Below are 26,318 nucleotides of genomic sequence, written 5' to 3'. Positions count from 1 at the left end.
GATCAGTTCACTTCGTTGAACATCGCGGTGAAGGCAGCCCTAAGTGCAGTTGTGAAGTCTCCGCCCACGAGTGCAATGGCCGCAACGACAACTGCGCCCAGCACGGCATATTCCACCGCCGTCAGGCCTTTCTGGTCGCGCGCCAGACGCTTCACGAAATTGCGGGCTTTGTCGATCATATCCTGTTCCTTAGTCCCTCCGATGACAGGATGGCGGCGCGGGGGAGGGGACACCGCGCCGCCAATATCGCTAGACCAGCACGGGCACGCCGCATCGCGCGCCGGTGACCCACAAAGTCGCATGGCCCAACTGAATGCCCAGCGCGCCCAGCAGATTGTCGAGCAGCGGATCGACCGTGCCCCCCACCAGCCCGGTGACGGGCGCGGTAATCGCGCCCAGCAACTGTGACCGGATCGCCGAAGCACTGCACAACGGCGCGATACACAGGCCGATGACATTCACCTGCAGCCCATTCGACGCCGCCAGACTATCGATCAGGGAAGAGATCAATGTCCCCGCCTGCGACCCGTTGCCGATGCTCGCGGCGGTTCCCGGCGCGCCGGGCCGACCGATGCTGCCCTGCCCCCCAGGGCCAAAGGTCAACGTGCCGCTATTCCCCATCAACGGCTGCGCGACCGCGCGCGCGTCGACGGTGATGATCCCCAGCACGCTCAATATGCGGGCGGGCGCGATGTCGCTCGCCGACAGCGGCGGCATTGGCCTGGTCATCGCGTTCGCGGGCGCCTGGCCGATATAGGCGTTGACCAGTCCCGAACTGGCGATCAGGCTGACCCGCGTGTCGCGCGCCTGTTCGGCGGTGTCCGGGCATTCGATCCCGCTCACGTCCGCTCGCGCCGCCGCCACGTCGATCAGGACGGGAACCGCATCGACGCCAATGCCCAAGATAAAAAGGTCAAGGCCAAGGTCCAGCTTGATCCGCAGCGCGGATGTGCCGACGCTGGTTTCGCCAGCAGGCCCGAACGAAAAACGGGGCCGATCCATCGGCCCGCTCGCGACGGCGGAAATGCGCACGGTGGTGCCTGAAATAATCCGGCTGAGCGCATCCGACGCGTCGATGGCCCCGCCGCCCGATTGCACCGCAAAGGCCAACAGCTGATAGGCGTTGATCCCGGCGCGCAAAGCGGGCTGGTCGGCCGCTTCGCCCACCGGCATATCCTTCCACACACCCAGGCCGAACAGGCCGGACAGCGGCACCGGGTAGCCAGCACCAACCTGCCCCGCCACCAGTGTCAGCGCTGCGGCGGTGTCCGCCCGGTCCGCCGCGCTCGCCGCCGCCAGCAGCAGGTCCTGCAAGTTGACGGTGCGCGCGGTCAGGTCGGCATAAGTGCCGCTTTCCCCGACCCGCGCCGCCAGCGCATCGAAAAATCGGCCCGCATCGACATCGCTCGCCATCAACGCTTCGACATCGGCGGTGCTAAGCTGCAACTTGACGCCCAATATCGCACCCAGCAGGTCGTTGACGCTGTTCACCAGCGCGTTGGTGACGGTCAATATGCCCGCCGTAATGCCGACGCCCGCTTCGTCGATGCGCGCGGCGGTGGCCGTCGCGCCCAGTTCGGGGATGGGGTTGGCGCTGCCCAGAACGCGGGTCAAAAACTGGCGGCTGGGCATCCCCGTCTGGACCCGCACCGCATTGGTCCGGCCATCGCCGGGACAGCGGGCGAAGGTCGCATCGAAACGCTGGTCGGCGGGCATTGCCGCGTCGGGGCAATATCGCCCGACCTCGACCGACCGGAGGATGGCCGGGTCATAGCCATTGCGGCTTAACGCCTCGCCAGCCCGCGCGGTAGCATCGGCGGGGCTCATCGCGGCGGCTAGCGCAGCCGCTTCGGTCGCGGCACGCAATTCGCGATTGGCCGTATAATATAGCCCCGCGTCCAGCGCGAACCCCGTCGCGCCGACCAGCGTCGCGCCCAATGCTGCGATCATCGGTGCAACCGCGCCGCGCCTATCGCGCCAAAGGAAAGCGCGCAGGGGCATCATCGCCCATCGCGGCGGTCAGGGGCCGACGATTGCGGGGGGCGCTGGCCGATGGATTCGATATAGTGTTGGCGGATGACCTCCGCCTCTTCGGCCGACAGCCCGGCGGCCTGCTCGTGGCGTGGTGGCGAACGCAACTGCCATTCAATCACCCGCCGCGCCTGATCGGGGACCGGCGGGACAGGCGCGACGGCTGCGACCAGCAGAAAAATCATCAGCTTTCCTTCCTTGCAATGCGGGCGGCTTCGGTTGCGATCATTCGGCGCAGCGCGTCCTGTTCGCTGCCGTCGCGGATCTGGCGAAGCCTTGCGTCGACCTCTGCCCGCTGGCCTCCGACCGTCAGCGCCAGCAGCAGGTTGTTGCGGATGGCCCGGTCTGCGGGCGCCAGGTCGACCGCGCCGCGCAATGCTTCGATGGCGGGCGCGCTTTGGCCCGACCGCAGCAATGCATAGCCCAACGCATTGCGCAGCAGCGCGTCGGCGGGCCGCGCGACCATCGCCTGGCGGTAAAGCGCCGCCGCTTGCCCCCAATCGCCCCGCGCGCAAAGCACATGGCCACGCGCGACGCTGCTTTCCGGCGATTCCGGCAAAACCGCCGCCGCCCTTTCCGCGCCATCGACATCGTGCAGGTCCAGCAGGCTGTTCACCCGCAAAATCTGCGCCTGAATCTCGCCCGGATAACGGCGGTCGAAATCGTCCAGATAGGCGATGGCCGCTCGGGGACGGCCATCGGCACGCGCCTGTTCGATCAGTTGCAGGTACAGGCTGCGGGTCGGGTCGGCCTTTGGCCCGGCGGCCATCAGCATCAGGGCCATCAGGGGAAGAGGGAAGAGCCGGATCATCGCGCCGCACCCCTCAAAGTGTCGAATATGGCGATGACCGGCGGCCCGCCCAGCACGATGAACAAGGCGGGCATGAAGAACAGGATCATCAACACCACCATCCGCACGGTGATGCCGCCCATGGCTTCGCGGGCGCGGGCGACGCGGCGCTGGGTAAATTCGCGCGCGAATTCGCGCAGCGCCGGGGCCAGTTCGACGCCCTGGAACATGGCCTGGCGAAACAGCGCAGCCAGTTCCTTCGCACCGCTGATCGCGACGCGCCCCGCCCAGCGGTCGAGCGCATGTTCATAGCGCATGCCCCGGTCCAGATCGGCAATCAGCAGGCCGATCAGGGGACCATGTTCGGGCACCGCAACCTGTTCGTCGCGCGCGATGGATCGAAAACATTGGTCCAGCGACACGCCGCTTTCCAGCATCATCAGCATCAGGTCGATCAGGAATGGAAATTCCGCCGTCACCCTGCGCGACCGTGCTGACGCCAGCATGTAGAGGCCCTGTTTCATGCCCACATAGACAAGCCCCGCACCGATGATGATCAGCAGTGGCCGGGCGGTCCAGCCGCCCCACGCGATGCGGCAGATCAGCATGATCAGCAGGGCCGATCCGGCTGTGGCCCCCAACCGCAACCACACGAAAAGCTGGAGCGCGCGCGGATCGCGGAAACCGGCCAGTTGCAGCCTGCCTTCCAGTTCCGATCGGTCGCGTCCGCGCGCCGCCATGAAGGCGGGCAGGGCAAACCGCTCCCCGTCCGGCGTGGCGGCGGGCGCTATGGCGGACAACCGCGCCTCCAGCCGCCGGTCGGCCAGCGAAAGCCGCACGCCCTTGGCGGCGAAGGCGACACCCGCCAGCATGACGACGACGCAAAGGAAGAACAGCGCGGAAGGCATCAGAACGCCAGCCGCATGACGCGCCGCATGACCAGCATGCCCGCCGCCTGTAGTCCGATAGCGACCACCGCCAGCTTGCGCCCGCGCGGGTCGGCCAGGAAAAAGTCGATATAGGCCGGGTTCATCGACATCAGCAGCGCCATCGCCACCAGCGGCATGGCGATCAGCACGCGGGAACTGACCTTCGCTTCGGATGTGGCCGCCTTCATCTCGCGCTTGATGCGAATGCGTTCGCGCAGAATCGCGGCCAGGTTCGACAGGACGCCGGTAATGGACCCGCCATAACGCAGGTTGGTGCGGATCGCGGCTGCCAGCATCGACATTTCAGGAACGCGCAGTCGGTCGGCCAGCTGCTGCATCGCTTCGCCCACCGGCGCGCCCAGTTCCAGGCGGCGACCGACCGGGGCCAGATAGGCGCGCACGATGGCGGGCGCGTCGCTTAGGGACCGTTCCAGCGCCTGCGACAGCGAATTGCCCACCGTCTGCATCTGCCGGACGGCGTCGATGTAAAATGGCAGTGCGTCGATCAGCGCGTCGATCCGACGCTGCGCTCGCCGCCTGACCCATCCCAACAACAGCATCGGCGCGCCCAGCAACAGGCCCAGCACCGCCACAGGGCCGGACATCAGCAACAGGGCCATCGCCAGCAGCATCAGCGCGCCCGCCATCATCCCGGCGGCGCGCGGCGTGATTTCCAGCTGCGCCTGCGCCAGCAACGGGGCAATCCGGTCCGGCACCGTCAACGGGGCGCTCTGGCGGATGGCGGCAGGGCCGACCTGCGACAATGCGGCCAGACGCCGGTCCAGGCGGGACCGGGCCGCGAACCGCAGCGCCAACCAGTGCCCCAGCACCGCCACCATGATCAGCAGCGCCAACAGCAGGAATGCCGCCCCCCTCAACATAGCGGCTGACCCGTCACGCCCGCATAGTCGCGCAGGCGGTCGGCGAAATAGGGACGCGGGGACAAGGTGCGGAATTCGCCAAGGCCCGACATGGCGGGCTGCTCCTGAAAACTGAACAGCTCGTTGAGCGAATATGCGTCGCCCTCCAGCCCGGTGACTTCGGTGACGCCCACGATCCGGCGGCTGCCATTGGCCAGGCGCTGGATATGGACGACGATATGGACGCTGCTGGCGATGAAGCGGCGGATCGCCTTGATGTCGTTCTGTAGCCCGGCAAAGCCCAACAGCATTTCCAGGCGCGCGAAAGCATCGCGGGGGCTGTTGCCATGCAGCGTGGCCATCGACCCGTCATGCCCGGTGGACATGGCCTGCAACATCTCCACCACTTCGACGCCGCGCACTTCGCCCAGGATGATGCGGTCGGGGCGCATGCGCAGTGCGTTGCGGACCAGTTCGCGCGCGCTGACTTCCCGGTTGCCGTCGACATTGGCCGGGCGGGTTTCCAGCCGGACGACATGATCCTGCCGCAACTGCAACTCCGCGGCATCCTCTATGGTGATCAGCCGTTCGCGGTCGCTGATGAAGTGGGACAGCATGTTCAGCAGCGTGGACTTGCCCGCGCCCGTTCCGCCGCAGATCAGGATGTTCAGGCGCGAACGCACGGCGGCGGCCAGATAGGCGGCCATGTCCGCGCTCATCACCTGCCGGTCGACAAAATCATCGACGCCCAGCGCCTGCATGCGAAACTTGCGGACGGACAGCAGCGGCCCGTCCAGCGCGACCGGCGGGATGACGATGTTGACGCGCGATCCGTCGGGCAGGCGTGCGTCGACATAGGGGCTGGCTTCATCGACGCGGCGGCCGATCGGTCCGACGATCCGGTGGATGATGTTCATCAAATGCGCATCGTCGCGAAACCGGGTGTCGACCTTGGCCAGCAGGCCCGCCCGCTCGACATAGATCGATCCGGCGCCATTGACGATGATGTCGTCGATGTCCGGGTCGCGCAGCAGCGGCGCGAGCGGCCCCAGGCCCGCAACCTCATCCTCCACATCCTCGATCAGCAGCAATCGTTCCGCCGCGTTCAACGCCATCTGGCCGCGTCGGCTGCGGCTGGTGACGACCTGTTCGATCTCCGCCCGCAACGCCCCCGGCCCCAGCGCGTCGGCGGCGCTGCCCCGCGCTTCCAGCTGTTCGATCACCTGCTGGCAGGTCTGCGCCTTCACCGCCTGATAGCTGTCGCTCATCCGCTGGGTGGCGGGTTGGGCCACGGGCGCGGGACGGCCACCGCCACCGCCGCGCGCGGGACTGATCGGCAGGCTGTCTTCGGTCAGCAGGCTCATCATGTGCGCTCCAGTGATCGGCGGACGGCGCGGCGAACCCGGTCGATGCGCGCGAACGCGGCGCTGGGGGCGGGGGGCTGGATGCCGCACATTTTGCGGATCGCCTGCATATAGGGGCCGCCATCCTTCTCCATGGCGATCGGCTGCCCTGCGTTCAACGCGTTGCGCGCCCGCGCAGCATCGACCGGCAGCGCATGGACGCTGGAAATGCCCAGAATATCGGCCATGCGCCGCCCGTCGAGCAGCACGGAAGGCTGATGATCCCAGACCAGCAGCCGCGTCTTGGCCAGCATCGCGTCATCGCTCCCCAGCCGGTCGATCAGGCGGCGGGACGCCTCCAGCTCCCTGATCGACTGCGCGCAGATCAGGTCGATGCGGTCCGCCTGCGTCCCCAGATCCTTCAGCAGCCCGGCATGGCGCAGGCTGCCCGCGCACAGCACCACCTCCGCGCAGCATGTCCGCAGCAGGCGGACCAGCGCGGCAATGTCTGTGGGGCCGATCCCCACCGGCTCCGTGCCCGTTCCGCCATCGAATGTCAGCAGCAACAGCCCGCTTGGGCCATGACGCGCCAGCGCGCTCGACAGCAGGCTGGCGTCCAGCCGCTCCATGTCCCCGACCGCGGCGGCCATGCCGTAACTGACCGGCACGTCCAGATAGGCCTGCGCCGCGCTGGTCGGCATGGTGCAATCGATCAGCAAGGTGGGCGACCGGTCCCTGGCCCGGCTGACCGCCATGTCGGTGGCGACCATGGCCGCCGCCTCCTGATCCGCCCCCAGCACCAAAGTCAGACGACCACCGCGATTCTGTTCGCTGACGGCCTCATTCAGCAGCCGCCATAAAATGCCCGCTATCTCCCCACCCTCCCCGTGGCGCGGAATGATGTCATGCGCCCCCGCGCGAACAGCCTGCAATATCTCATCCGCATCGCAATCCGGCGTCGCCAGCACGATTGCGCGTCCCCCCGCGCCTTCGGCCACGGCTGCAATGGCGGCGGTGATCGAACGTTCGGGCGGAATCGCGGTGCGATCGATCACGATGACGGCGGGACCGGCGGGCAGATCGGATGCAACCGATTGCGCCATATCGACCGTCGCGCGCCCATTCATCGCCTGTTCGATCCGTTCGGCTAGGCTGCGGTCAACCGACAGGAGGAGTATGTTCGCCATCATCAACGCCTCACCAGGCCAAAGTCGGGCGCGTCCGGGGCGATGGCATCCGTCGTGCCGGGCAATGGCGGCATGTTGGCCGCCTGCACCGGTCCTACCAGCCGGGGGGTGGCGACGATGACCAGCTCCTGCCGTTCCTTCTGGCTTTGCTGGCGGCGAAAAAACGCCCCCAGCACCGGGATGTCGCCCAGCAACGGGGTCTTGTCGCGCGTGACTGATTGGCTGGAATAGCTCAGCCCTGCGATCACAAAGCTCTGGCCGCTACCCAGTTCAACCGTCGTTTCAGCCGACCGGCGACGCAGGCCGGGGATGACATAGCCCTGCAACTGGACGCCGTTGGCATAATCCAGTTCGCTGACTTCAGGCGCTATCTTGAGCACGATATTGTCTTTCGACAGGACGAAGGGTGTGACGGCCAAGCGCACGCCAAATTCCTTATACTGGATGGAAATGGCGCTGCCCGACCCGGCGGATGCCTGCGGGACCGGCACGGGTATTTCCCCGCCCGCCAGGAAACTCGCCTGTTCGCCCGACCGGACGAGCAATGTCGGTTGGGCCAGCAATTCGGACAGGCCGTTCGACGACAGCGCGCTCAGCACGGCACTGACGCCGCGATTGGGCGAAGACAGGAACAGGTTGAATGCATTCTGGATCGGCACGCTGGCGTCGACGCTGGACCCGTCGCGTGAAAAGCTGGCGCTGGTCAGCGTGCTGGGCGACACGATTGCCCCCTGCAGGTCGCCACTCAGCTTTGCGAAGTTGAACCCCAACGCCTTGAGAGTGGAGGATGATATTGCCGCGAACTGCACATCGACGGCTACCACCTGTTCGCCCGCGACAATCCGTTCGGCGCTGGTCAGGCGGCGTTCGACCGCTATGTTGGCCACTGCGTCAGCGGACGATGCTGACGATCCTACGGTCACCAGCCTTTCTTCAAGCAGCGCGCCGTTCATGCCATAGACGCTCAGCGTCGCCGTTCCCGTGCCGACCCCGGTCAGCCGCAGAGAGCGGGCGCTGGGCGCGGCGACCGCAATGATATTGTCGCGATCGACCTCTACCCGGCCGATGGGCTGTGTGAACGTGATGGTGCGCTTGCCCCGCAGCGGCATGGGGGCTTCCTGCGCGGCGGCATATCCTGGGCAGGCGGCGGACAGGGCCAGGCCCAGCAGGGCAGGGGTAAAGATCCTGTTCAACGCGCGTCACCCCCTGAATATATGGTTTCGCGGCGTTCGCCGACGACAAGCTGGATTGCGTGCGAAGGACGCTTTGCCCTTGAGGATGGCGTCTTGCGCGCAGGCGCGGGAGCGGCGACCGGCAGGGGATCGGGCGGCCTGGACGTCGCGGCAGCGGCGGTGGCCGTCTGTTCGCCATCGACAGGATTGCGCAGCGACAAGGTCAGCGCACCGGTGCTTTTGGCAAGCGACAGGGTGGACACCTGATCGGGCGTCAGCGCCAACGTGACCGTCCGGGCGGGAGGTGGAGGAGGGGAAGAGCCGGTCGAACTGGCAGAGGATTGCGCGCCGACGATGGTTTCCCCGACCGCCAGCACCTGCACCATCTGAAGCAGCGTCTGCGCGCGGCTACGCCCTGCGCCCCGCGCGCCGCTGATCGCGTCGGCGCCGGGATAAACGACCTGCACATCCACCCGGTCTCCGGGCCGAACCAAGCCCGCGACGGCGATCTCCGCGGTCGTATCGATGCTGATCGCGCGCATGCCAACCGGGACGCGGATGGCGAGTTTGGCTTCTCCGCCCACTGCGTCGCGCGGGATGGGTGCCCCGGAAGCAATCGTCCGCGTCGCTACCTTGCCGATCAGTTCTGCGGGGGTCGCAACTTGCGGATTACGGCGAGGGTCGGCGACCATGTTGCGGATCATCCCCGGCGTGATCGTTTCGCCCGTGCCGATCTGGCGCGCGGCCGCTGCGAGCACGACGACCGGCGCGCCGACCTTTGGCGATGCGCTCGCGCCGGGTGATGGCGAAACTGCCGCGGAAGATCGTTGCAATTCCCGGATGCCCAACATCAGGAACAACAGGGCGGCGACGGTCCCCGCGATCATCATGATCCTGGCTTTCGCACCGATCTGCATTCAATCCCCCTCTGGCTTGCGATTACGCAAAGCCGCTGCCCCGACCGAAGTCAGCGCATTCCGGCGCCCACCCCCGACAAGGGGATTCCGTAGAGAATCCACATGGATAAGGGGACGGCAGATCGGGCCATTTTGATGCGAAGGGCGGTCAGAGGTTAATGGCGGTCAGGCGGGGGTAAAAGGCCATTCCCGCTATTTTTGCGTGCCGATTGACGCGCAAAACGGCTTTACCCCGGTCGTGTTCGGGTAAATATTCGCTTCATTTCGGTTGCAATTGCCCCGGCCTTTTCAGCCCGCAAATGCCGGGTCGAGCCTCAAAGCGATTAATGCGCGAGCAAAAGGGGCACGCGCGCCTGTCGCAACATGGATCGAGTGACGCCGCCAAACACCAGTTCGCGCAGGCGGCTGTGGCCGTAAGCGCCCATGGCGATCCAGTCGGGTCTCAGCACGCCTATTGCCGCCTGCAGCGTCGTTTCGATCGAACGCCCGTCCTGCGGCCAGATATGAAGTTGCGACTTGATGCCGTGGCGGGCCAGATATTCGGGCGCATCGGTGGATGGGAAGGAATGTCTCCCGGCTTCCTCGACCGTCACGACATGGACCTCTTCAGCCAGCCTCAAGAGCGGTAGCGAAAGGCGCAGCGCGGCTGACGCTTCCTGCGATCCATCCCAGGCGACCAGTGCGCGACCGGCGACGGTCAGTCCGCGCGCGGCCTGCGGAACCGCCAGCACCGGCGCACGGCTGCCCATCGCCAGGTCGGCAACGATATGCGGCGGATCGCTCATTTCCGCGCGGGGGCCCTCTGGCAGGGTGACGATCAGAAAATCGACGAGCGTGGACGCGGACAACAGGCCGTTCACCAGATCGCCATCGACCTGCCGCCAGTCCCAACTGACGCCTTCTCGCCGCAGCCGCTCTTCCATGCGCGTGCGCAGCCGGGCATCTATATCATGCAGTTCCGCCATCATCGCGGGAGCCATGGACGCGCCGCCATAGAGATCGGATGCGATCAGGCCGGGCACGGATGTGACCTGCACGCAATGCAGATGCGCATCCGCTCCGCGCGCGATGTCGCAGGCGACCTGCAACCTGCTTTCCGCGCCTCTGTCGTCGTGGATGTGCAGCAAAATCGAAGTCATGGGCGCCTCCATGTCCATGATGGTCCCCAATGGGGGACGGGTCTGCGGTGTTTACCCTTATATCATGTTGGAACGGGGGCGGCCAATGCCTGCCACCGGCCGCTTCCGCGCCGGGCGCACGGCGATGACGTGACCGCTGTCCAATGCCTTGTTGCGAACTATTCGGATGTGCAGGATTAATTTTTTCCAGTCCTCCTGTTGTATAGGCCTGTTTTTACAGGGTCATACATAGTATATTACAATTATGGCTACTGCGACGGGAGTCGACAGTGACGACAAATGAATTGTTTTCTAGCTTCACGCGGAACTTCGACGAACGGCGTCAGGCCGAGATGTCGATTGAGGATTATTTGCTGGGCTGCCGCAATGATCCCATCATGCACGCATCCGCGCCGGAACGGCTGCTGGCGGCCATTGGTGAGCCGGAGGTCATAGATACATCGCGCGACCAGCGACTGGGCCGGATCTTCATGAACCGCACCATTCGCCGCTACAAAAGCTTCGCGAATTTCTACGGCATGGAAGGGACGATCGAACATATCGTCAGCTTCCTGCGCCACGCGTCCCAGGGCTTGGAGGAACGAAAGCAGATACTGTATCTGCTGGGTCCGGTGGGTGGCGGCAAGTCGTCGCTGGCCGAACGGCTGAAGGCGTTGATGGAAACCCATCCCATCTATGCGTTGAAGGCGGGGGATGAGATCAGTCCCATCTTCGAAAGCCCCCTCGCGCTGTTCGATGCGGAAACGCACGGGACGCTGATCGAGGATAGCTATGGCATTCCCCGCCGCCGCCTGACCGGCCTGATCAGCCCATGGGCGCGCAAGCGGCTGGATGAATTTGGCGGTGACATCTCGCAGTTCAAGGTCATCCGCCTGATGCCTTCGCGCATGCGGCAGATCGCGATTGCGAAGACCGAACCGGGCGATGAAAATAATCAGGACATCAGCTCGCTGGTCGGCAAGGTCGACATCCGCAAGCTGGAAATGCTGTCCCAGAACGACCCCGACGCCTACAGCTATTCGGGTGGTTTGAACCGAGCGAACCAGGGCATGCTTGAATTTGTCGAGATGTTCAAGGCGCCGATCAAGATGCTTCACCCGCTGCTGACGGCGACGCAGGAGGGGAATTATATCGGGACCGAAAATATCGGCGCAATTCCCTATACCGGCATCATCATGGCGCATTCCAATGAATCGGAATGGTCGAACTTCAAGAATAACAAGAATAACGAAGCCTTTATCGACCGTATCTACGTCATCAAAGTGCCCTATTCACTTCAGTCGACCGAAGAACGCCATGTCTATGAAAAGCTGCTGAGGGAGTCCGACCTGAACAAGGCGCCCTGTGCGCCCGGAACGCTGGACATGCTGGCGCGCTTTTCCGTCCTCACGCGTCTTCGTGAACATGAAAACAGCAATCTTTATTCCAAGATGCGAGTCTATGACGGCGAAATGCTGCGGGAAATCGATCCGCGGGCAAAGAGCATCCAGGAATATCGAGACGCGGCGGGCGTGGACGAAGGCATGTCGGGCATTTCCACCCGCTTTGCTTTCAAGGCGCTGTCGGCGACCTTCAACCATGACACGAACGAGATTGGCGCGGACCCCGTCCACCTCATGTATGTTCTGGAAGGCATGGTCCGGCAGGAACAATTCCCCGCCGAAACGGAAGCCAAATATCTGGAGTTCATCAAGGGCGAGCTGGCGCCGCGCTATGCCGAATTCATCGGCAACGAAATTCAGAAAGCCTATCTGGAATCCTATCACGACTATGGCCAGAACCTGTTCGACCGCTACGTCGCCTATGCCGACGCGTGGATAGAGGATCTGGACTTCAAGGACCCCGACACCGGCCAGCTCCTGGATCGGGACATCATCAATCAGGAACTGACCAAGACCGAAAAGCCCGCCGGCATCGCCAATCCCAAGGATTTTCGCAACGAAGTGGTGAAGTTCGCGCTGCGGATGCGGGCCAGCAATGACGGGCGCAACCCTAGCTGGACCTCCTATGAAAAAATCCGCGAAGTCATCGAAAAGCGGATGTTCAGCCAGGTTGAGGACCTGTTGCCGGTCATCAGCTTTGGATCGAAGCGTGACGGCGACACGGCCATGAAGCATGACGAATTCGTCGCCCGCATGGTGGAACGCGGCTATACGGAACGGCAGGTCCGGCGGCTGGTCGAATGGTATATCCGCGTCAAGCAGGCTGGTTGAAGGAGGCGCTCGGGTCGGCATGCACATAGTCGACAGACGGCTGAACCCTGGGGGCAAGAGCCTGGTCAATCGGCAACGCTTCTTGAGGCGGGCGCGGGCCTATGTCAGCCAGGCGGTACGTGACAGCCTGAAGGACCGCAGCATCAAGGATCTGGACAAGGAAGGCCAGATCACCATCCGCCGCGACGCCATCCACGAACCCACGCTGCGCCGCGCCGGGAAGGGCGGCAACCGGGAACAGGTGCTGCCGGGCAACCGCGATTTTCTGGAAGGTGACCGGATCAAGCGGCCCGACGGCGGATCGGGCGGCGGCTCCAGGGCAGGAGAGGGGGAGGATGAGGATGATTTCCGCTTCGCCCTGTCCCGTGAAGAATTTCTGGACCTGTTCCTGGATGATCTGGAACTGCCCGACATGGCCAAGAAGCGGCTGGTCGCTGGCAAGATCGAAGGTATCAGGCGCGCAGGCTATTCGACCGCGGGAAACCCGTCGAACCTGTCGGTCCCGCGCACCATGCAAAAGGCGCTGTCGCGCAGGCTGGCGCTGCGCAGGCCCACCAGCGGCGACCTGCAACGGTTGGACGAGGAAATTGCACAGATAGAGGCGCGGGCCATCGCCGATCCAGACGATGCCGTAACGCTGGCACGCTTGCGGGACGATCGCGACCTTATCATCCGGCGGCGCAATCTGATCGCCTATATCGACCCTGTTGACCTACGCTATCGCCGGTTCGAACCCGTGCCGCGCCCCGTGGCGCAGGCGGTCATGTTCTGCCTGATGGACGTGTCCGGGTCGATGACCGCGCATATGAAGGACCTGGCCAAGCGCTTCTTCGCCTTGCTGCACCTGTTCCTGTCGCGATGCTATGAACATGTCGATGTGGTGTTCATCCACCATACCGACCGCGCGGCTGAGGTGGATGAACAGACGTTCTTCTACAGCACGGTCACCGGCGGCACATTGGTGTCGAGCGCGCTCGACAAGCTGCTGGAGGTGATCCGGGATCGCTACAACCCCGCCGACTGGAACATCTATGTGGCGCAGGCTTCCGACGGGGATACGCTGGCGTCGGACAATGCGCGCGTGGTCAGCCTGATGGAGGATGAGGTCCTGCCCATCGCCCAATATGTCGCCTATCTTGAGGTCGGTCGTGAAGAATTTGCGTCGATCGAAAGCGCGACGGCGACCACTGGACTATGGGACGCCTATGCGCCGGTGATGGTGGCTAACCCGCATTTCGCCATGCGTAAGGTGACGCACAGGCGCGAAATCTATCCGGTATTCCGCGAACTGTTCCAGCGCCGTGGCGTCAGTGAAAGGGCGCGGGGATGACGGGCGCTCTGGCTCCCGCACCGCTATTTACCGGCAGCGACTGGGATTTCACGCTCATCAACCGCATCTATGAAACGATAGAGCCGATCGCGCTTCAGGAAATGAAACTGGACATCTATCCCAACCAGATAGAAGTGATCAGCGCCGAACAGATGCTGGACGCCTATTCGTCCATCGGCATGCCGTTATTCTACAAGCATTGGTCCTTCGGCAAGCAATTCGTGACCAACGAAATGCTGTACCGAAAGGGGCTGCGCGGGCTGGCATATGAACTGGTGATCAACAGCAACCCGTGCATCAACTATCTGATGCAGGAAAACAGCGCGACCATGCAGACACTGGTCATCGCCCATGCCGCGTTCGGCCATAATCATTTTTTCAAGAATAATTATGTGTTCCGGCAATGGACCGACGCGGATGGCATTCTGGATTATCTGGAGTTCGCCAAACGCTACATCGCCAGTTGTGAGGAACGCCATGGCCAACTGGCGGTGGAACGGGTGCTGGACGCCGCCCATGCGCTCATGAACCAGGGCGTCCACCGCTATCCGCGCGTCCGCCCCCGCGACCTGAAGGCGGAAGCGGCACGGGAAGCCGAACGACAGGCCTATCGTGACCGCATCTATGACGATCTATGGCGCACGGTCCCCATTGGTGAGAAGGCCGACACGATCCCCAGCGACCAAAGGCGCGCGGCGCTGGGCCTGCCACAGGAAAATATCCTGTATTTCCTGGAAAAGAGCGGGCCGCGCTTGGAAAGCTGGCAGCGCGAAATCCTGCGCATCGTGCGGCTGATCGCCCAATATTTCTATCCCCAGCGCCAGACCAAGGCGATGAATGAAGGGGCGGCAACCTACACCCATTATCGCATCATGACGGCGCTGCACACGCGCGGGTGGATCACCGACGGGGCGTTCATGGAATTCATCCAGTCGCACACCAATGTGGTCTATCAACCCAGCTATGATTCCGGGCATTTTGGCGGCTTCAATCCCTATGCGCTCGGCTTTGGCATCATGTCGGACGTGGAACGTATCTGCATCGACCCGACGGAGGAGGATCGCGAATGGTTCGGCGATATCGCCGGATCGGGCGATCCGGTAGAGGTGCTGAAGGACATATGGGCCAACTATCGCGACGAAAGTTTTGTGTCGCAGTTCCTTAGCCCCCATCTCATCAGGCAGTGGCGCCTGTTCAAGATTTTGGACCATGAAGGCGAAGCGGACGTCAGGGTGGACGCCATCCATGATGAAAGGGGATACAGGCGCATCCGCAGGGCGTTGTCCCGTGAATATGACATCGCCCGGCAGGAACCGGATATTCAGGTCGTCGACGTCGATCTGGCGGGCGACAGGACGCTGATGCTGGAAAATGCGGTCAGTGACGGGGTGGTGCTGGAATCGTCGGATGCCGATCTGGTCCTGCAGAACCTGGCCAATCTATGGGGCTATGAAGTGGTGCTGAGCGAGGTTGATGTGGACAGCCGCAAGGAACTGCAAAGCCACCGGTGTCAGCCGCAGGACGACTGGATGCGCTGAACCGGTGCGCATTGTGGTCATGCGAACAGGCGTTCCAAAGATTCCGTTTCCCATTGGGTTGCGGGAAGCGTAAATTCCGCCCGATGTGGCAGTGCTTTCGGTCTGGCCGGACGGATCGCGAGTCGAGCCTGATGTGGCAGGACAGCAGGAGTGCGGTTCATGACCAATGCCCTTAATGCCCAGGAATGTCTTGAGCGGGCCAGAATGCACGAACAATTGGCGGCGACGACGGCGGACCCTTATGCCCGCACCATGCATCAGGCGATGGCCGCCGAATTTCGCCGACGTGCGACAATGGGTTCCTTCGATGCGGCCCGCACGGTGATCAACAAGCCTATGGCCGAACTCTGCTCCCCCGTCAGTTAACCTCGCTGGTTGCCCGGCGCAGCAGATAGACGTCCATGATCCATCCGTGCCGTTCCCGCAGCGCAGCGCGCCGTTCCACGATGGCGGGACCAACGTCGCCCAGCGCACCATGGGCCAATTCTTCGCACTCCATACCCAGATAGGCGCCCCACCATATATGCAGGTCTTGCGGTGGCAGGACACGGAACGCGCAATCGCCGTCCAGCATCACGACCACATCATCGACCCCCGTTGGCCATCCCTGTTGCGCCAGGCGGCGGCCCGTGGTGATCAGCACCGGGGCTGCCAGGCGGTTCAGGCTTATGCCATGGGCGGCGGTCAGTGCCTGAATGCTGGTGATGCCGGGGATCACATGGACGTCGATCTGCGGTCCCAGGCGCGCAGCGATCCGCAAACTGCTATCGTAAAGGGACGGGTCGCCCCAGACCAGCAACGCCATGGTGCCGCCGCCCGAAAGGTGGATCGCGGCCTGTTCCATCCATAAATCGGCGATGGCGGCGTGCCAGTTGACGACCGCGTCCAGATAGGCTGGCTCGGCGGCGCGAACCGGCATGTCGAATTCCACTATGCGGGCAGGGCCGGTCAGGACCTGTGCGCAGATGGTGCGGCGCAGGTCGATCAGGTCGGACTTTGCATCGCCCTTGCGAGGAAGCAGGATAAGGTCGGCTTCATTCATCGCCTTCGTCGCCGCGCGTGTCAGATGGTCGGGATTGCCCGTGCCGATGCCGATGAGCAGCAGCCGGATCATGCCGCGCCTGCTACAAGGTGAAAGAAGCTGCCGGTCACATGGCCGCGCCGCGATCCGGTGGACGCGACCGTCGTGCCCGCCGCGTCGGTGACGTCGGCAAGAGGGTCGTCGGGCTGTTCAATAACCGTTGAGTAATGGAATTCATGCCCGTTCAGGACGGCGCCTGCCCCATAGCCTGCCATGGGCGCAAATAATCGCGCGCGACGGTAGCCCAGATGCAGGCGGCGGTCGGCAAAGCTGGTGACAAGCCCCAGCAGCCCGGCCATTGCGTGCGCTTGGCCATCGGCGTCTATCAGCGCTTGGCCCAGCACCATATACCCCCCGCATTCGCCATGCACTGGCCGGTCCTGTGCATGGCGGCGAAGCCCGGCGATGAAGTGGCTGGCGGCGGCAAGGCGCGGGGCATGCAGTTCGGGATAACCCCCCGGAAGCCAGACGGCGTCGGCGTCTGACACGGGGGCTTCGTCGGCAAGCGGGGAAAATGGCAGGATTTCCGCCCCCGCATCACGCCAGCCATCGACCAGATGGGCGTAGGTAAAGGAAAATGCGGCATCCTGCGCCAACGCGATCCGCTGACCGGGCGGCGGGCAATGATGATGCGCCTGCCTCAGCGGCTTCCCGTTGGCTAGCGCGCACAGGGCCTGAATATCGATATGACTTGCGATACGGTCAGCCAGGGCGTCGATAATGCGCTCCGCCTCCGCCAGTTCCCCTGCTTGAACCAGACCCAGATGCCGTTCTGGCAGGCACAGGTCGCCGCAGCGGGCGATCGAGCCAAGCACCGGCATGCCAATGTCCTCCATCGCCCGGCGGATCATCCGGTCATGCCGGTCGCTGCCCACGCGATTCAGGATGACGCCAGCGACCTGCACGTCCGGGCGCATGGTGCGAAATCCATGGACCAGCGCGGCGGCGGACTGGCTTTGCCCCGTGACGTCGATGACCAGCAAAACGGGCCAGCCCAGCATAGCCGCGATGTCGGCGCTGCTGCCGTTTCCGGCGCTGCCGGGCGCGACTGCGCCGTCGAACAGGCCCATCACTCCTTCGGCAAGGGCGATTTCTGCATCCTGCGCCCGCCCCGCGAGCGACTGGATCATCGTGCCGTCCATGGCCCAGCTGTCCAGGTTGAAGGCAGGGCGGCCGCTCGCCATCTGATGATAGCCGGTATCGATATAATCAGGGCCGCATTTATAGGCCTGCACCCGGACACCGTTGCGTTTCAGGGCGCGCAGCAGCCCCAGCGTAACCGTGGTTTTGCCCGAACCAGAACGCGGCGCGGCGATAAGGATGCCAGGCGTCACTCTTCCGGTCCGACGAAGCGTGATTGTGTGGATGCGGGGCGAAACCTGCGATCATAGCCGGGCGCGTAGAGGCTGCTTTCCGCAAAATCACTGTCGCCCAGCACCGGGCCAACCAGGATCAGGGCGGTGCGTTCCGGCCCACCTTCCGCCGCCGTCTCTATCGTCGCCAATGTGGCGCGGACGATCCGTTCGTCAGGCCAGCTTGCGCGCCATATGATCGCGACCGGACATTCAGGACCATAGAGCGGCGTCAGCTCCGTCACCACTTGGCGAAGCGCATGGATCGACAGGTGGATGGCGAGCGTCGCCCCACTCGCCCCGAACGCCGCCAGCTTTTCCCGGCTCGGCATGGCGCTGGCCCGGCCCGATGTCCGGGTCAGGACGACGGACTGCGCGACGCCCGGCAGGGTGAGTTCGGTTCCCAGCGCCGCCGCCGCCGCCGCAAAGGACGGGACGCCGGGCGTGATGCTGTAGGGGACGCCAATCGCCTTCAGGCGGCGCAGTTGCTCGCCCATCGCCGACCACACCGACAGGTCTCCCGAATGGAGCCGGGCGACATCCAGACCCGCCGCATGAGCTTCGGCCAGAAGCGCGATGATCTCATCCAATGTCATGGGCGCGCTGTTCACGATGCGCGCGCCGGGCGGGCAGTGGTCCAGCAAGGCGCGCGGCACCAGCGACCCTGCATAAAGGCATATGGGCGATGCGGCGATCAGGTCACGCCCGCGCAACGTGATAAGGTCGGGCGCACCGGGACCAGCGCCGATGAAATGGACGGTCATGCGGCAATTCCTTGTGCCAAGGCGCAGGTCGCTCCCCCCAGAGGGGAAATGACGCGCGGAATGATCAGCCGCGACCCTGCGCCAGCCGCGATCAGGGCAACGGCTTCGGCCACGCTGCCGGTGCGATAGGCGGCCAGGCTGGCCGGGGAGCTGGTCGGCGTCGAAACGCCATCAATCTCGGTCGGATCAATGAGCAAAAGCGGCAGGTCGAGCGCCTCGGCAATTGGGGCAAGCAGCGATGCCTTGTGCGACAATGTGGCCAGCGCCGTGGGCATCGGCCCATCGCGGGTCGCAAGGTCCAACGCCGCGCGCAGCGCGTCCGCGTCGACGCTGTCCCGACAGCCAAAGCCCGCGACGATCATAGCGTCACGCTCCATTGCACCAGCGGATATGACGACCGCCAGCCCCGCCGCGCGCCCAGTGGAGCAGCGGAGGCCAGCTCGATGCGCAACAGGTCCCCGCCCAAACGCGCATGCCATCGCGCCAGCAGGCTTTCGGACTCCAGCGTCACGGCGTTGGCGACCAGGCGCACAGGACCGCCAGCCATGCCCGCAACGGTTTCCATCAGCGCATCGCTGATACCGCCACCGATGAAGATCGCGTCGGGCCGGATGCGGTCCTGCAATATGGCAGGAGCCACACCCTCGACCACAGTCAGCCGATCAGCGCCCAGCCGTTCCGCATTTCCCCGCGCGCGGGCGGCGCGGGCGGGATCGGCTTCAAATGCGACGCCCTGCGTCGATGGATGGCTCAACAGCCATTCGATCGCGATGGACCCCGAACCACAGCCAATGTCCCACAATGTTTCACCGGCTCGCGGCGACAGCGCTGACAGGGTGAGCGCGCGGGCGGGGCGCTTGGTGATCTGGCCGTCATGATCGAACCAGTGGTCGCCGATCCCGCTGGCACATGGCAAGACATCGCCATCCCCCGCCACGGCAATGGCCACCGCCACCGGATGCGCCACGTCGCAAAGGGCATAGCTTTCCGCGCGCGCCTGCCGGATACGCTCGCGTGGCCCACCCAGCGCCTCCATGATGTGCATCGTCGATGCGCCAAAGCCTGTTTGCGCCAGAAAGTCCGCCAGCTCCCCCACCGCAGCGCCATCCCGCAGCAGGATGATGGCGCGACGGCCCGGCGCAAGGTCAGGGCGCAGTCGCGATAGTGGCGCGGCGTGCAGCCCGTGGCAGGCCGTGTCCTGCACCGCCCAACCCAACCGCGCAGCCGCAAGTGAAAAGGTAGAAGGAGCCGGATGAACGACCCACTCGCCCGGCGCAAGGCGGCGGGTGATGCTGGCGCCCGCGCCGAACCAGAATGGATCGCCCGACGCCAGCATGACGGTTGGCTGCCCCCGACGCGCCATCAGCAGCGCAACTCCATCCTCGAACGGCGCTGGCCAGGGAACGCATTGCGCATTAAGGAGCGGCAGCAGCGTCAGGTGGCGTGGCGCGCCGATAATGAATTGCGCCTGATCCAGCGCAGAGCGGGCGGCGTGATTGAGGGCGGCGGCGCCGTCCTCGCCTATGCCGATGATCGTCAGCCAGGGACTGTCAGCGACCATGACCAACATCCTGATATTGGGCGGCACGACAGAGGCAAGCGCCCTCGCCACGGCAGTCGCGCAACGTGGGATGCGCGCCGTCCTGAGCTATGCGGGACGCACCGAACATCCCCGCGCGCAGCCGGTTCCGTGGCGCATCGGCGGCTTTGGCGGGGTGGAAGGGTTGGTCCACCATCTGCGGCAGGAACGGGTCACGCATCTGGTGGACGCCACCCACCCCTTCGCCGCGACGATGAGCCGCCATGCGGCGCAAGCGGCGCGGATTGCGGGGATAAATCACATCATGCTGACCCGCCCCCCATGGGAAGCGGGGCCGGGCGACCGCTGGACCCACGTCCCGGACATTCCCGCCGCCGTTGCCGCGCTGGATGGTGAGCCGCGCCGCGTGATGCTGGCGCTGGGGCGGATGCATGTGGACGCCTTCGCGGACCAGCCCCAGCATGACTATCTGATGCGCTTTGTGGACGCACCGGACATTGCGCCCAGCTTGCCCAACCACCGACTGGTGGTGGATCGCGGGCCTTTCACACTGGCGGGCGACCTTGCGCTGATGCGGCAGCATCGGGTCGAACTGGTCATCGCCAAAAATGCGGGCGGCACCGGCGCGCGGGCGAAACTGGACGCCGCGCGGGCGCTGGGCATAGCGGTGCTGATGATCGACCGGCCACCCCTGCCCGATGCACAGACGACGCACAGCGTTACGGACGTGATCGACTGGCTGGATCATTCGGCCCAACGCGGGGTGTAGAGGATGGGGCCGCTGGGGCGGTCTATCATGCGCGTGCGGCTGGACCCCACGATCACCACCGTGCGCATGTCGGCCATTTCGGGCGTGGCCTGATCGACTGTGGCGATGCGCAGTTCCTCCTGCGGCGTCGATACGGCGCGGGCGAACAGGATCAGGCGACCGGCTTCGCAAGTTTCCCGCAGGATGTCGATCGTCCGGGCAAATCCTTCGGGTCGCGAAAGCGATCGGGGGTTGTAGAATGCCATGGCGAAATCCGCCTGCACGGCTAGCCGCAACCGCCGTTCGATCAATGGCCAGGGTTTTAGATTGTCGGACAGGTTGATGGCGCAGAAATCATGGCCCAGCGGCGCGCCCGCCCGCGCGGCGGCGGCCAGCATCGCGGTAATCCCCGGCAGGACGCGGATGTCGATTTCGCGCCATTCGCCAGGGCCGGACTCCAGCGCTTCGAACAGGGCGGACGCCATGGCGAAGACGCCGGGGTCGCCCGACGAAGCGACCACCACCCGATGGCCCCGCGCCGCCAGGTTCAGCGCATGCGCGGCGCGGTCCAACTCGACACGATTGTCCGAAGGATGCCGCATAAGGCCCGGCCTGTCGGCCACCCGCGCGACATAGGGCGCATAACCGATGATGTCGGTCGCCTCATCCAGCGCCGCGCTGACCTCCGGCGTGATCAGCGCCTCCGCGCCGGGGCCAAGTCCTGCGACCGCCACCCATCCGTTCATGGCCGCCGCCCCTGCCCGTGGATCAACAGGATCGAAAAATAGCCTGTGACCGCATCGGCGTCGGCCAGCGGAGTGATCCGCTGGTCCGCCATGGTCGCATATTCGACCAGCCAGGCGCAGTCCTGCTTGCCCGCGATCTCGACCGCGCGGCGCAGCTTGGCAAGGTTGCGGCCGATCTTCATCACCACCAACGCATTGGTGTCATGAATGCGCCGCGCCAACTCATCCTCCGGCAGGGTCGCCATCAGCACGGTCAGCACATCGTCGCCCCAACTGATCGGCGTGCCGCTGGCCGTCCATGCGCCCGACATGCCTGTAATGCCAGGCACGATGCGCACCGGCGCATGGGCCGCCAGGCGGCTGTGCAGGTGCATGAAACTGCCGTAGAAAAACGGATCGCCCTCACACAGGACGACCACATCTTCCCCTTGCGCCGCCAGCCCGTGCAGATGCGCTGCGCAATCGGCATAAAAGGGCGACAGACGGGCATTGTAACGGGGATCGGAAAAGGGGATTTCGGTCGTCACCGGATATTCCATCGCATATTCGACGGCATCCGCGCGCAACATGCCCTCCACGATCCGGCGGGCATGGCCGGGCCGCCCCGCCTTGCGGAAATAGGCGATGTGGCGCGCCTCGCGGATCAGCCGGTCGGCCCGCACGCTCATCAAATCCTGCGCGCCGGGGCCTAAGCCCACGCCATGGATAGTGCCGCTCATTCGGCGGCGCTCGCAATTGCGTTGACCGCCGCGACCGTGATCGCACTGCCGCCCAGTCGGCCTTCCACGATACAACAAGGCACGGGCTGCACCTGCCACAGCGCCTCTTTCGATTCCGCCGCGCCGACGAAGCCGACCGGACAGCCGATGATCGCCGCCGGGCGCGGACAGGCGGGGTCTTCCAGCATGTTGAGCAGGTGGAACAGCGCGGTCGGCGCATTGCCTATGGCGACCAGCGCACCCGCCAGATGCGGTCGCCACAATTCCAACGCGGCGGCGGATCGCGTGTTTGACATCGCACGGGCAAGGCCGGGCACGTCTGGATCGTGCAGCGTGCAGATGATGAGGTTGGCGGCTGGCAGGCGCGCGCGCGTGATTCCTTCGGACACCATGCGGGCGTCGCAAAGAATAGGCGCGCCTGCCTCCAGCGCCGCGATGGCGGCTTTGGCAAAGCTGGGCGAAAAGCGGATATGGGTTTCCAGGCTGACCAGCCCCGCCGCATGGATCATCCGCACGGCGATGCGTTCGTCCTCGCGTGAAAGGTGCGACAGGTCCGCCTCCGCGCGGATGGTGCGGAAGGATTGGCGATAAATGGCCGCTCCATCGGTTTCATAGACATGCGGCATCAATTTGCTCCGAACAGGGCGATGATCTGAAGGGGGTTCAGCCCGGCGCGCACCGGCGGCGCACCGGCATGAGCATTCAACGCCAGGTCGAAAGCGCCGTCTCGCCCCGTCAGGACGGTAGCGGCCTGCGCCGGACGTGCGCAGCCCTTGGCGCAGCCTGAAACATGCAGGTCGGCGACATGTGGAGCCAGCCGCGCTGCAAGATCGCGGGTGTTGACACTCGCCTGGGGACAGGCGGGCGCGCCGGGGCATGCACAGGTGCGTAGCAGGGGGTCGGCGGGATCGTCGGACGGCCCGTCGTCCCCTTCCAATATCAGGCCGCGCCAGGGGGTCAGGCGCACGCCATATGTCTTTTCACTCATCGCCATGCGCAGGTTGTCGGCTTCGACGCGGCCAAATGGCGCGCCACTGAACCGACCAGGGCTGGCGGCGATGACGGCGGCGGCATCGCGGGGCGGAGCAGGCCGCCGGTCGGCGCATTGGGGCAGCGGCGCGGCATGGCGGGCCATGCGCCCGACCTGTCCGCCGCCGCTCGCGACGAACCATCGGGTGATCGCGATGATGTCATCGACCGCGCTTTCGGCGCTCGTCGCCGTGCCGCAGTCCCGGCCGTCGGCGCGCAGGATCGACGCGCCCGCGCCATCCCGCTCGATGCGAAAATCCGCCGGGCTGTGCGTCAAGGCCGGGGTGGAACCGGCATCGATGGCAAAGCCGACCTTGGGCGGCAGGGCGGGCAATTCGCGCATCCGGTCGATCAGCGCCAAAGCGATGGTTTCCGTGTCGTCGCCGGGGGTCCAGTCGGGGTTCAGGATCACCGGGGCATGGGTCTCTCCCGCGCCGTCAGGATCGATCAGCCCGACCTCCGCCAGCGCGTGCGCCAACGGCGGATGGTCGCAATCGCGCACCCCACGGATTTGCAGCCCGGCCCGATTGGTCAGGTCGATATGGCCGTTGCCAAAACGCAGCGCGGCGTCGCACAGGGCGAGTGTCTGGGCGCGGGTCATCCGCCCCAGACGCGGCCGCACGCGGACCAACAGCCCATCGCCCGCCATCATCGGTTGCCACGCGCTGGGGCACCAACCCCGCACCACGGCACGGGGCGGTTGATCGGCGAACGCGCGCCGTGATCGGTCCTGCACTTTTCCAGCCCTCCAGACGCCAAGCAACGATGGCGACGGCGTACCGGCGTGGCGGACAGCCGCACGCCAGCACAGCCGCAGCCGCGCAAAAATTTCGTCGCTCAAACGGAGAACCGAGCCGTGACCATCCCCTGGATCATGGCAAGAGCGACCTTTGCGTCGGCAGGTCTCCTGGCTTGCGGGTCAATGCAGGGACACGGGCCTTCCCGGATTTCTCCAGTGGCTGATCACCTGTCAGGCGATCGTCCGTATCTCGCTCACCGCTCACAGTTGCAGGGACAGCCACGGATTAGGGAGCAAGCTCCCGCACCGCGTTCCCAATTAAGCCCCCGAAGGGACACCGACGCGATCGATGGACCGGCTAACCGATCCGCTTCGCCTCATAGGGCGATCGTCGGGCAAAGGAAAGGGGGATGGGCCGCGCTGTCTTGCGTCCGTCCTGCCGCCCCACTAGTCCCTTGCCAGATAAGGATAAGGGAGAGAGAGATGACAGAACTCAGCTTCGACACGACGAGCCGGTTTCTGGAAACCGCAAATGGTCGGCTACATTATCATGAAGCAGGGTCGGGTCCGGCTCTCTTGCTGCTCCACGGATCCGGTCCCGGCGTAACCGGCTGGGCCAATTTCGCAGGCAATCTGCCTCTCTTTGCGCGTCATTTCCGCACCATCATCCTCGACGCGCCCGGCTATGGGAAAAGCGATCCAGTCGATGGCGATCCCGTTACCGTGGCGCGCGATGCGGTCTTGGCGCTTATGGACGGCCTGCGCATTGATCGCGCCCACGTCATCGGCAACAGCTATGGCGGAATTGTGGGCGGTCACCTGGCCGCGGCACACCCGGATCGCGTACTGCGCTATATTACCATTGGCGGCATCGGGTTCAACATCACATCGACCTTCCCCAATGAAGGGCTGACGCGGCTGGTCGATTTCATCGAAAATCCCACCCGTGACAATATCGTCGCTTGGCTGGAATCCATGGTCTTCGACAAATCGATCATCACTGATGAATTGATCGACATGCGGTACAAGGCGGCGCTGGAACCGGTGACGATGGCCAGCAGCCGCAAAATGTACACGCGCTCAGCCCTTGATTTCATCGCCCAGTCGATGACCGGCCCCGCGGTTTCGCAGCGGATTGACTATCTGGGCCGGATACAGGCGCCGACGCTGATCACCTGGGGCCGCGATGACAAGGTCAGCCCTCTGGACGGCGCTTTATTGCCCATGCGCGTGATCCCGAACGCGGAATTGCACGTCTTCCCCCGATGCGGCCATTGGGCGATGATCGAATGCAAGGAACGGTTCGAAACGCTGGCGCTGGGCTTCCTGCTCGGTGGCGGGGATTAGGGCATCGGGCGGAAAAGTGGGAACCGGTGTTCCGCGAAAAGCGATGCGACAACAAAGATATAGCCCGGGCAGCGCAACAACAAGGCCGCGATTTATGATATCTATTTGTTATTACAGCATTTTTATGATGGGTCCACCTTCCGTCGTTGTGCGCGATGCTTTCGTCTAACGCCTCACGACTACCGAATGCCAGTCGGTGCGCTGTTCCCAGCCGCGCCGCTCCAGTTCCGGCACATCTTCCTCGCTCATCGCCTTGCCCAGGCACAGCAGGCCCAGGCATTCCCAGCCCTTGGGAATATCAAGCATCGCGTCCACGCGGTCGGACTCCAGGATCGACACCCAACCCATGCCGATGCCGCGCGTGCGCGCCGCCAGCCATAATGTGTGGACCGCCATGACGCAGCTGTAACGGCGCGCTTCGGGCATCGTGACCGCGCCCAGATGATGGCCGGTCTCGGTGCCCTCGTCGCAATAGACCGCGAACAGTATCGGCGCTTCGCGAAGGCCGTGCAGTTTCAAGCTGCGATACAGCCGGTCCTGCTCGCCCTGATATTCCTTGCCGGCTTCACCGACCTGAGCGTCGACATGGGCGGCCAGCCGCTCGCGCAGAGCAGGCATGTCGATCCGCACGAAACGCCACGGCTGGGACAGGCCGACCGACGGCGCGCGATGCGCCATGCTGATCAGCCATTCGACATCGGCTTCATTGATGGGGTCGGTCAGGAAATGGCGAACATCCCGCCGCGCCCGCACCAACGCCTCGAACCGCGCGCTGTCGATGGGGGTGATGGCGGGGCCGCTCAT

At 64.7% G+C, this 26,318-nt stretch carries 27 protein-coding genes and 1 riboswitch; of the genes, 6 read left to right on the top strand and 21 right to left on the bottom strand.

The features are described 5' to 3' along the window. Positions 1-2 precede the first annotated feature (2 nt). The 11 genes from ACI3KQ_RS11260 to ACI3KQ_RS11210 all read right to left on the bottom strand — a co-directional run bounded on the left by ACI3KQ_RS11260 (position 3) and on the right by ACI3KQ_RS11210 (position 10,368). On the bottom strand, positions 3-179 hold the full coding sequence (locus ACI3KQ_RS11260; RefSeq protein WP_404957612.1) for a Flp family type IVb pilin: 177 nt from the start codon (positions 177-179) through the stop codon (positions 3-5). 70 nt (positions 180-249) lie between these two features. Beyond that, the gene (locus ACI3KQ_RS11255; RefSeq protein WP_404957610.1) at positions 250-1,950 is read right to left on the bottom strand and encodes a TadG family pilus assembly protein; all 1,701 of its coding nucleotides are present in this window, start codon (positions 1,948-1,950) and stop codon (positions 250-252) included. A 50-nt stretch (positions 1,951-2,000) separates the two neighbouring features. Further along, entirely contained in the window at positions 2,001-2,216 is a 216-nt protein-coding gene (locus tag ACI3KQ_RS11250) for a hypothetical protein (RefSeq protein WP_404957608.1), read from the bottom strand. Continuing rightward, a complete protein-coding gene (locus ACI3KQ_RS11245) occupies positions 2,216-2,842 on the bottom strand; it encodes a tetratricopeptide repeat protein (protein ID WP_404957606.1) in 627 nt (208 codons plus the stop codon). The genes ACI3KQ_RS11250 and ACI3KQ_RS11245 overlap by 1 nt, the downstream gene beginning before the upstream one ends. Further along, positions 2,839-3,729 carry a type II secretion system F family protein gene (locus ACI3KQ_RS11240; protein ID WP_404957604.1) on the bottom strand — a complete coding sequence of 297 codons (891 nt, stop codon included), beginning with the start codon at positions 3,727-3,729 and terminating at the stop codon, positions 2,839-2,841. Before ACI3KQ_RS11240 ends, ACI3KQ_RS11245 begins: the two co-directional genes overlap by 4 nt. Then, positions 3,729-4,631 (bottom strand): type II secretion system F family protein, encoded by a 903-nt coding sequence (locus tag ACI3KQ_RS11235; RefSeq protein WP_404957602.1) that lies wholly within the window; start codon positions 4,629-4,631, stop codon positions 3,729-3,731. Before ACI3KQ_RS11235 ends, ACI3KQ_RS11240 begins: the two co-directional genes overlap by 1 nt. Then, entirely contained in the window at positions 4,625-5,974 is a 1,350-nt protein-coding gene (locus ACI3KQ_RS11230) for a CpaF family protein (RefSeq protein ID WP_404957691.1), read from the bottom strand. The genes ACI3KQ_RS11235 and ACI3KQ_RS11230 overlap by 7 nt, the downstream gene beginning before the upstream one ends. Further along, positions 5,974-7,140 (bottom strand): CpaE family protein, encoded by a 1,167-nt coding sequence (locus tag ACI3KQ_RS11225; protein ID WP_404957600.1) that lies wholly within the window; start codon positions 7,138-7,140, stop codon positions 5,974-5,976. The genes ACI3KQ_RS11230 and ACI3KQ_RS11225 overlap by 1 nt, the downstream gene beginning before the upstream one ends. Before the next feature lie 2 nt (positions 7,141-7,142). Beyond that, positions 7,143-8,333, bottom strand: coding sequence for a type II and III secretion system protein family protein (locus ACI3KQ_RS11220; protein ID WP_404957598.1), 1,191 nt, complete (start codon positions 8,331-8,333; stop codon positions 7,143-7,145). Further along, positions 8,330-9,229: a Flp pilus assembly protein CpaB gene (gene cpaB / locus ACI3KQ_RS11215; protein WP_404957597.1), complete on the bottom strand. Its 900-nt coding sequence runs from the start codon at positions 9,227-9,229 to the stop codon at positions 8,330-8,332. The genes ACI3KQ_RS11220 and cpaB overlap by 4 nt, the downstream gene beginning before the upstream one ends. Positions 9,230-9,552: 323 nt before the next feature. Beyond that, positions 9,553-10,368 carry a universal stress protein gene (locus ACI3KQ_RS11210; protein ID WP_404957595.1) on the bottom strand — a complete coding sequence of 272 codons (816 nt, stop codon included), beginning with the start codon at positions 10,366-10,368 and terminating at the stop codon, positions 9,553-9,555. 269 nt (positions 10,369-10,637) lie between these two features. Here ACI3KQ_RS11210 and ACI3KQ_RS11205 point away from each other — a divergent pair, with 269 nt between their 5' ends. From ACI3KQ_RS11205 to ACI3KQ_RS11190, 4 genes are all read left to right on the top strand, one after another. Further along, positions 10,638-12,581 (top strand): PrkA family serine protein kinase, encoded by a 1,944-nt coding sequence (locus ACI3KQ_RS11205; RefSeq protein ID WP_404957593.1) that lies wholly within the window; start codon positions 10,638-10,640, stop codon positions 12,579-12,581. 19 nt (positions 12,582-12,600) lie between these two features. Then, the gene (locus ACI3KQ_RS11200) at positions 12,601-13,911 is read left to right on the top strand and encodes a YeaH/YhbH family protein (protein ID WP_404957591.1); all 1,311 of its coding nucleotides are present in this window, start codon (positions 12,601-12,603) and stop codon (positions 13,909-13,911) included. Then, positions 13,908-15,449 carry a SpoVR family protein gene (locus ACI3KQ_RS11195; protein ID WP_404957590.1) on the top strand — a complete coding sequence of 514 codons (1,542 nt, stop codon included), beginning with the start codon at positions 13,908-13,910 and terminating at the stop codon, positions 15,447-15,449. Before ACI3KQ_RS11200 ends, ACI3KQ_RS11195 begins: the two co-directional genes overlap by 4 nt. A gap of 159 nt (positions 15,450-15,608) precedes the next feature. Further along, a complete protein-coding gene (locus ACI3KQ_RS11190) occupies positions 15,609-15,815 on the top strand; it encodes a hypothetical protein (protein ID WP_404957588.1) in 207 nt (68 codons plus the stop codon). On the opposite strand, the gene cobF is transcribed toward ACI3KQ_RS11190, so the two are convergent. From cobF to cbiE, 5 genes are read right to left on the bottom strand one after another with little or no spacing between them, the layout of a single operon-like run. Beyond that, on the bottom strand, positions 15,808-16,563 hold the full coding sequence (gene cobF / locus ACI3KQ_RS11185; RefSeq protein WP_404957586.1) for a precorrin-6A synthase (deacetylating): 756 nt from the start codon (positions 16,561-16,563) through the stop codon (positions 15,808-15,810). The genes ACI3KQ_RS11190 and cobF overlap by 8 nt on opposite strands. Further along, positions 16,560-17,864, bottom strand: coding sequence for a cobyrinate a,c-diamide synthase (locus ACI3KQ_RS11180; protein WP_404957584.1), 1,305 nt, complete (start codon positions 17,862-17,864; stop codon positions 16,560-16,562). Before ACI3KQ_RS11180 ends, cobF begins: the two co-directional genes overlap by 4 nt. Then, positions 17,861-18,646, bottom strand: coding sequence for a precorrin-4 C(11)-methyltransferase (gene cobM / locus ACI3KQ_RS11175; RefSeq protein ID WP_404957582.1), 786 nt, complete (start codon positions 18,644-18,646; stop codon positions 17,861-17,863). Before cobM ends, ACI3KQ_RS11180 begins: the two co-directional genes overlap by 4 nt. Continuing rightward, complete coding sequence (locus ACI3KQ_RS11170) at positions 18,643-19,008, bottom strand: cobalamin biosynthesis protein (RefSeq protein WP_404957580.1); 366 nt, start codon at positions 19,006-19,008, stop codon at positions 18,643-18,645. Before ACI3KQ_RS11170 ends, cobM begins: the two co-directional genes overlap by 4 nt. Continuing rightward, positions 19,005-20,207, bottom strand: a complete 1,203-nt coding sequence (cbiE, locus tag ACI3KQ_RS11165; protein WP_404957579.1) for a precorrin-6y C5,15-methyltransferase (decarboxylating) subunit CbiE — start codon at positions 20,205-20,207, stop codon at positions 19,005-19,007. The genes ACI3KQ_RS11170 and cbiE overlap by 4 nt, the downstream gene beginning before the upstream one ends. Here cbiE and ACI3KQ_RS11160 point away from each other — a divergent pair. Beyond that, complete coding sequence (locus ACI3KQ_RS11160; RefSeq protein WP_404957577.1) at positions 20,206-20,955, top strand: cobalt-precorrin-6A reductase; 750 nt, start codon at positions 20,206-20,208, stop codon at positions 20,953-20,955. The genes cbiE and ACI3KQ_RS11160 overlap by 2 nt on opposite strands. On the opposite strand, the gene cobJ is transcribed toward ACI3KQ_RS11160, so the two are convergent. The 4 genes from cobJ to ACI3KQ_RS11140 are packed head-to-tail and all read right to left on the bottom strand — an operon-like array spanning position 20,931 to position 24,080. Next, the gene (gene cobJ / locus ACI3KQ_RS11155; protein ID WP_404957575.1) at positions 20,931-21,680 is read right to left on the bottom strand and encodes a precorrin-3B C(17)-methyltransferase; all 750 of its coding nucleotides are present in this window, start codon (positions 21,678-21,680) and stop codon (positions 20,931-20,933) included. The genes ACI3KQ_RS11160 and cobJ overlap by 25 nt on opposite strands. Beyond that, positions 21,677-22,399: a precorrin-2 C(20)-methyltransferase gene (cobI, locus tag ACI3KQ_RS11150; RefSeq protein WP_404957573.1), complete on the bottom strand. Its 723-nt coding sequence runs from the start codon at positions 22,397-22,399 to the stop codon at positions 21,677-21,679. The genes cobJ and cobI overlap by 4 nt, the downstream gene beginning before the upstream one ends. Next, a complete protein-coding gene (locus ACI3KQ_RS11145) occupies positions 22,396-23,025 on the bottom strand; it encodes a precorrin-8X methylmutase (protein WP_404957571.1) in 630 nt (209 codons plus the stop codon). Before ACI3KQ_RS11145 ends, cobI begins: the two co-directional genes overlap by 4 nt. Then, a complete protein-coding gene (locus tag ACI3KQ_RS11140; protein WP_404957689.1) occupies positions 23,025-24,080 on the bottom strand; it encodes a cobalamin biosynthesis protein CobG in 1,056 nt (351 codons plus the stop codon). Before ACI3KQ_RS11140 ends, ACI3KQ_RS11145 begins: the two co-directional genes overlap by 1 nt. Before the next feature lie 227 nt (positions 24,081-24,307). Further along, positions 24,308-24,524: riboswitch (cobalamin riboswitch) on the bottom strand. Between the two features lie 126 nt (positions 24,525-24,650). On the opposite strand from ACI3KQ_RS11140, the gene ACI3KQ_RS11135 reads away from it, so the two are divergent. Further along, positions 24,651-25,514, top strand: a complete 864-nt coding sequence (locus ACI3KQ_RS11135; protein ID WP_404957569.1) for an alpha/beta fold hydrolase — start codon at positions 24,651-24,653, stop codon at positions 25,512-25,514. 165 nt (positions 25,515-25,679) lie between these two features. Here the strand turns inward: ACI3KQ_RS11135 and bluB are convergent, their stop codons facing one another. Beyond that, positions 25,680-26,318, bottom strand: a complete 639-nt coding sequence (gene bluB, locus ACI3KQ_RS11130) for a 5,6-dimethylbenzimidazole synthase (RefSeq protein ID WP_404957567.1) — start codon at positions 26,316-26,318, stop codon at positions 25,680-25,682.

Origin of the sequence: Sphingobium sp. ZW T5_29 (assembly GCF_044987515.1) — a bacterium.
Taxonomy (GTDB): domain Bacteria; phylum Pseudomonadota; class Alphaproteobacteria; order Sphingomonadales; family Sphingomonadaceae; genus Sphingobium.
The sequence above is the reverse complement of the archived record's forward strand: the minus strand, read 5'-3'. Positions and strand labels throughout refer to the sequence as shown.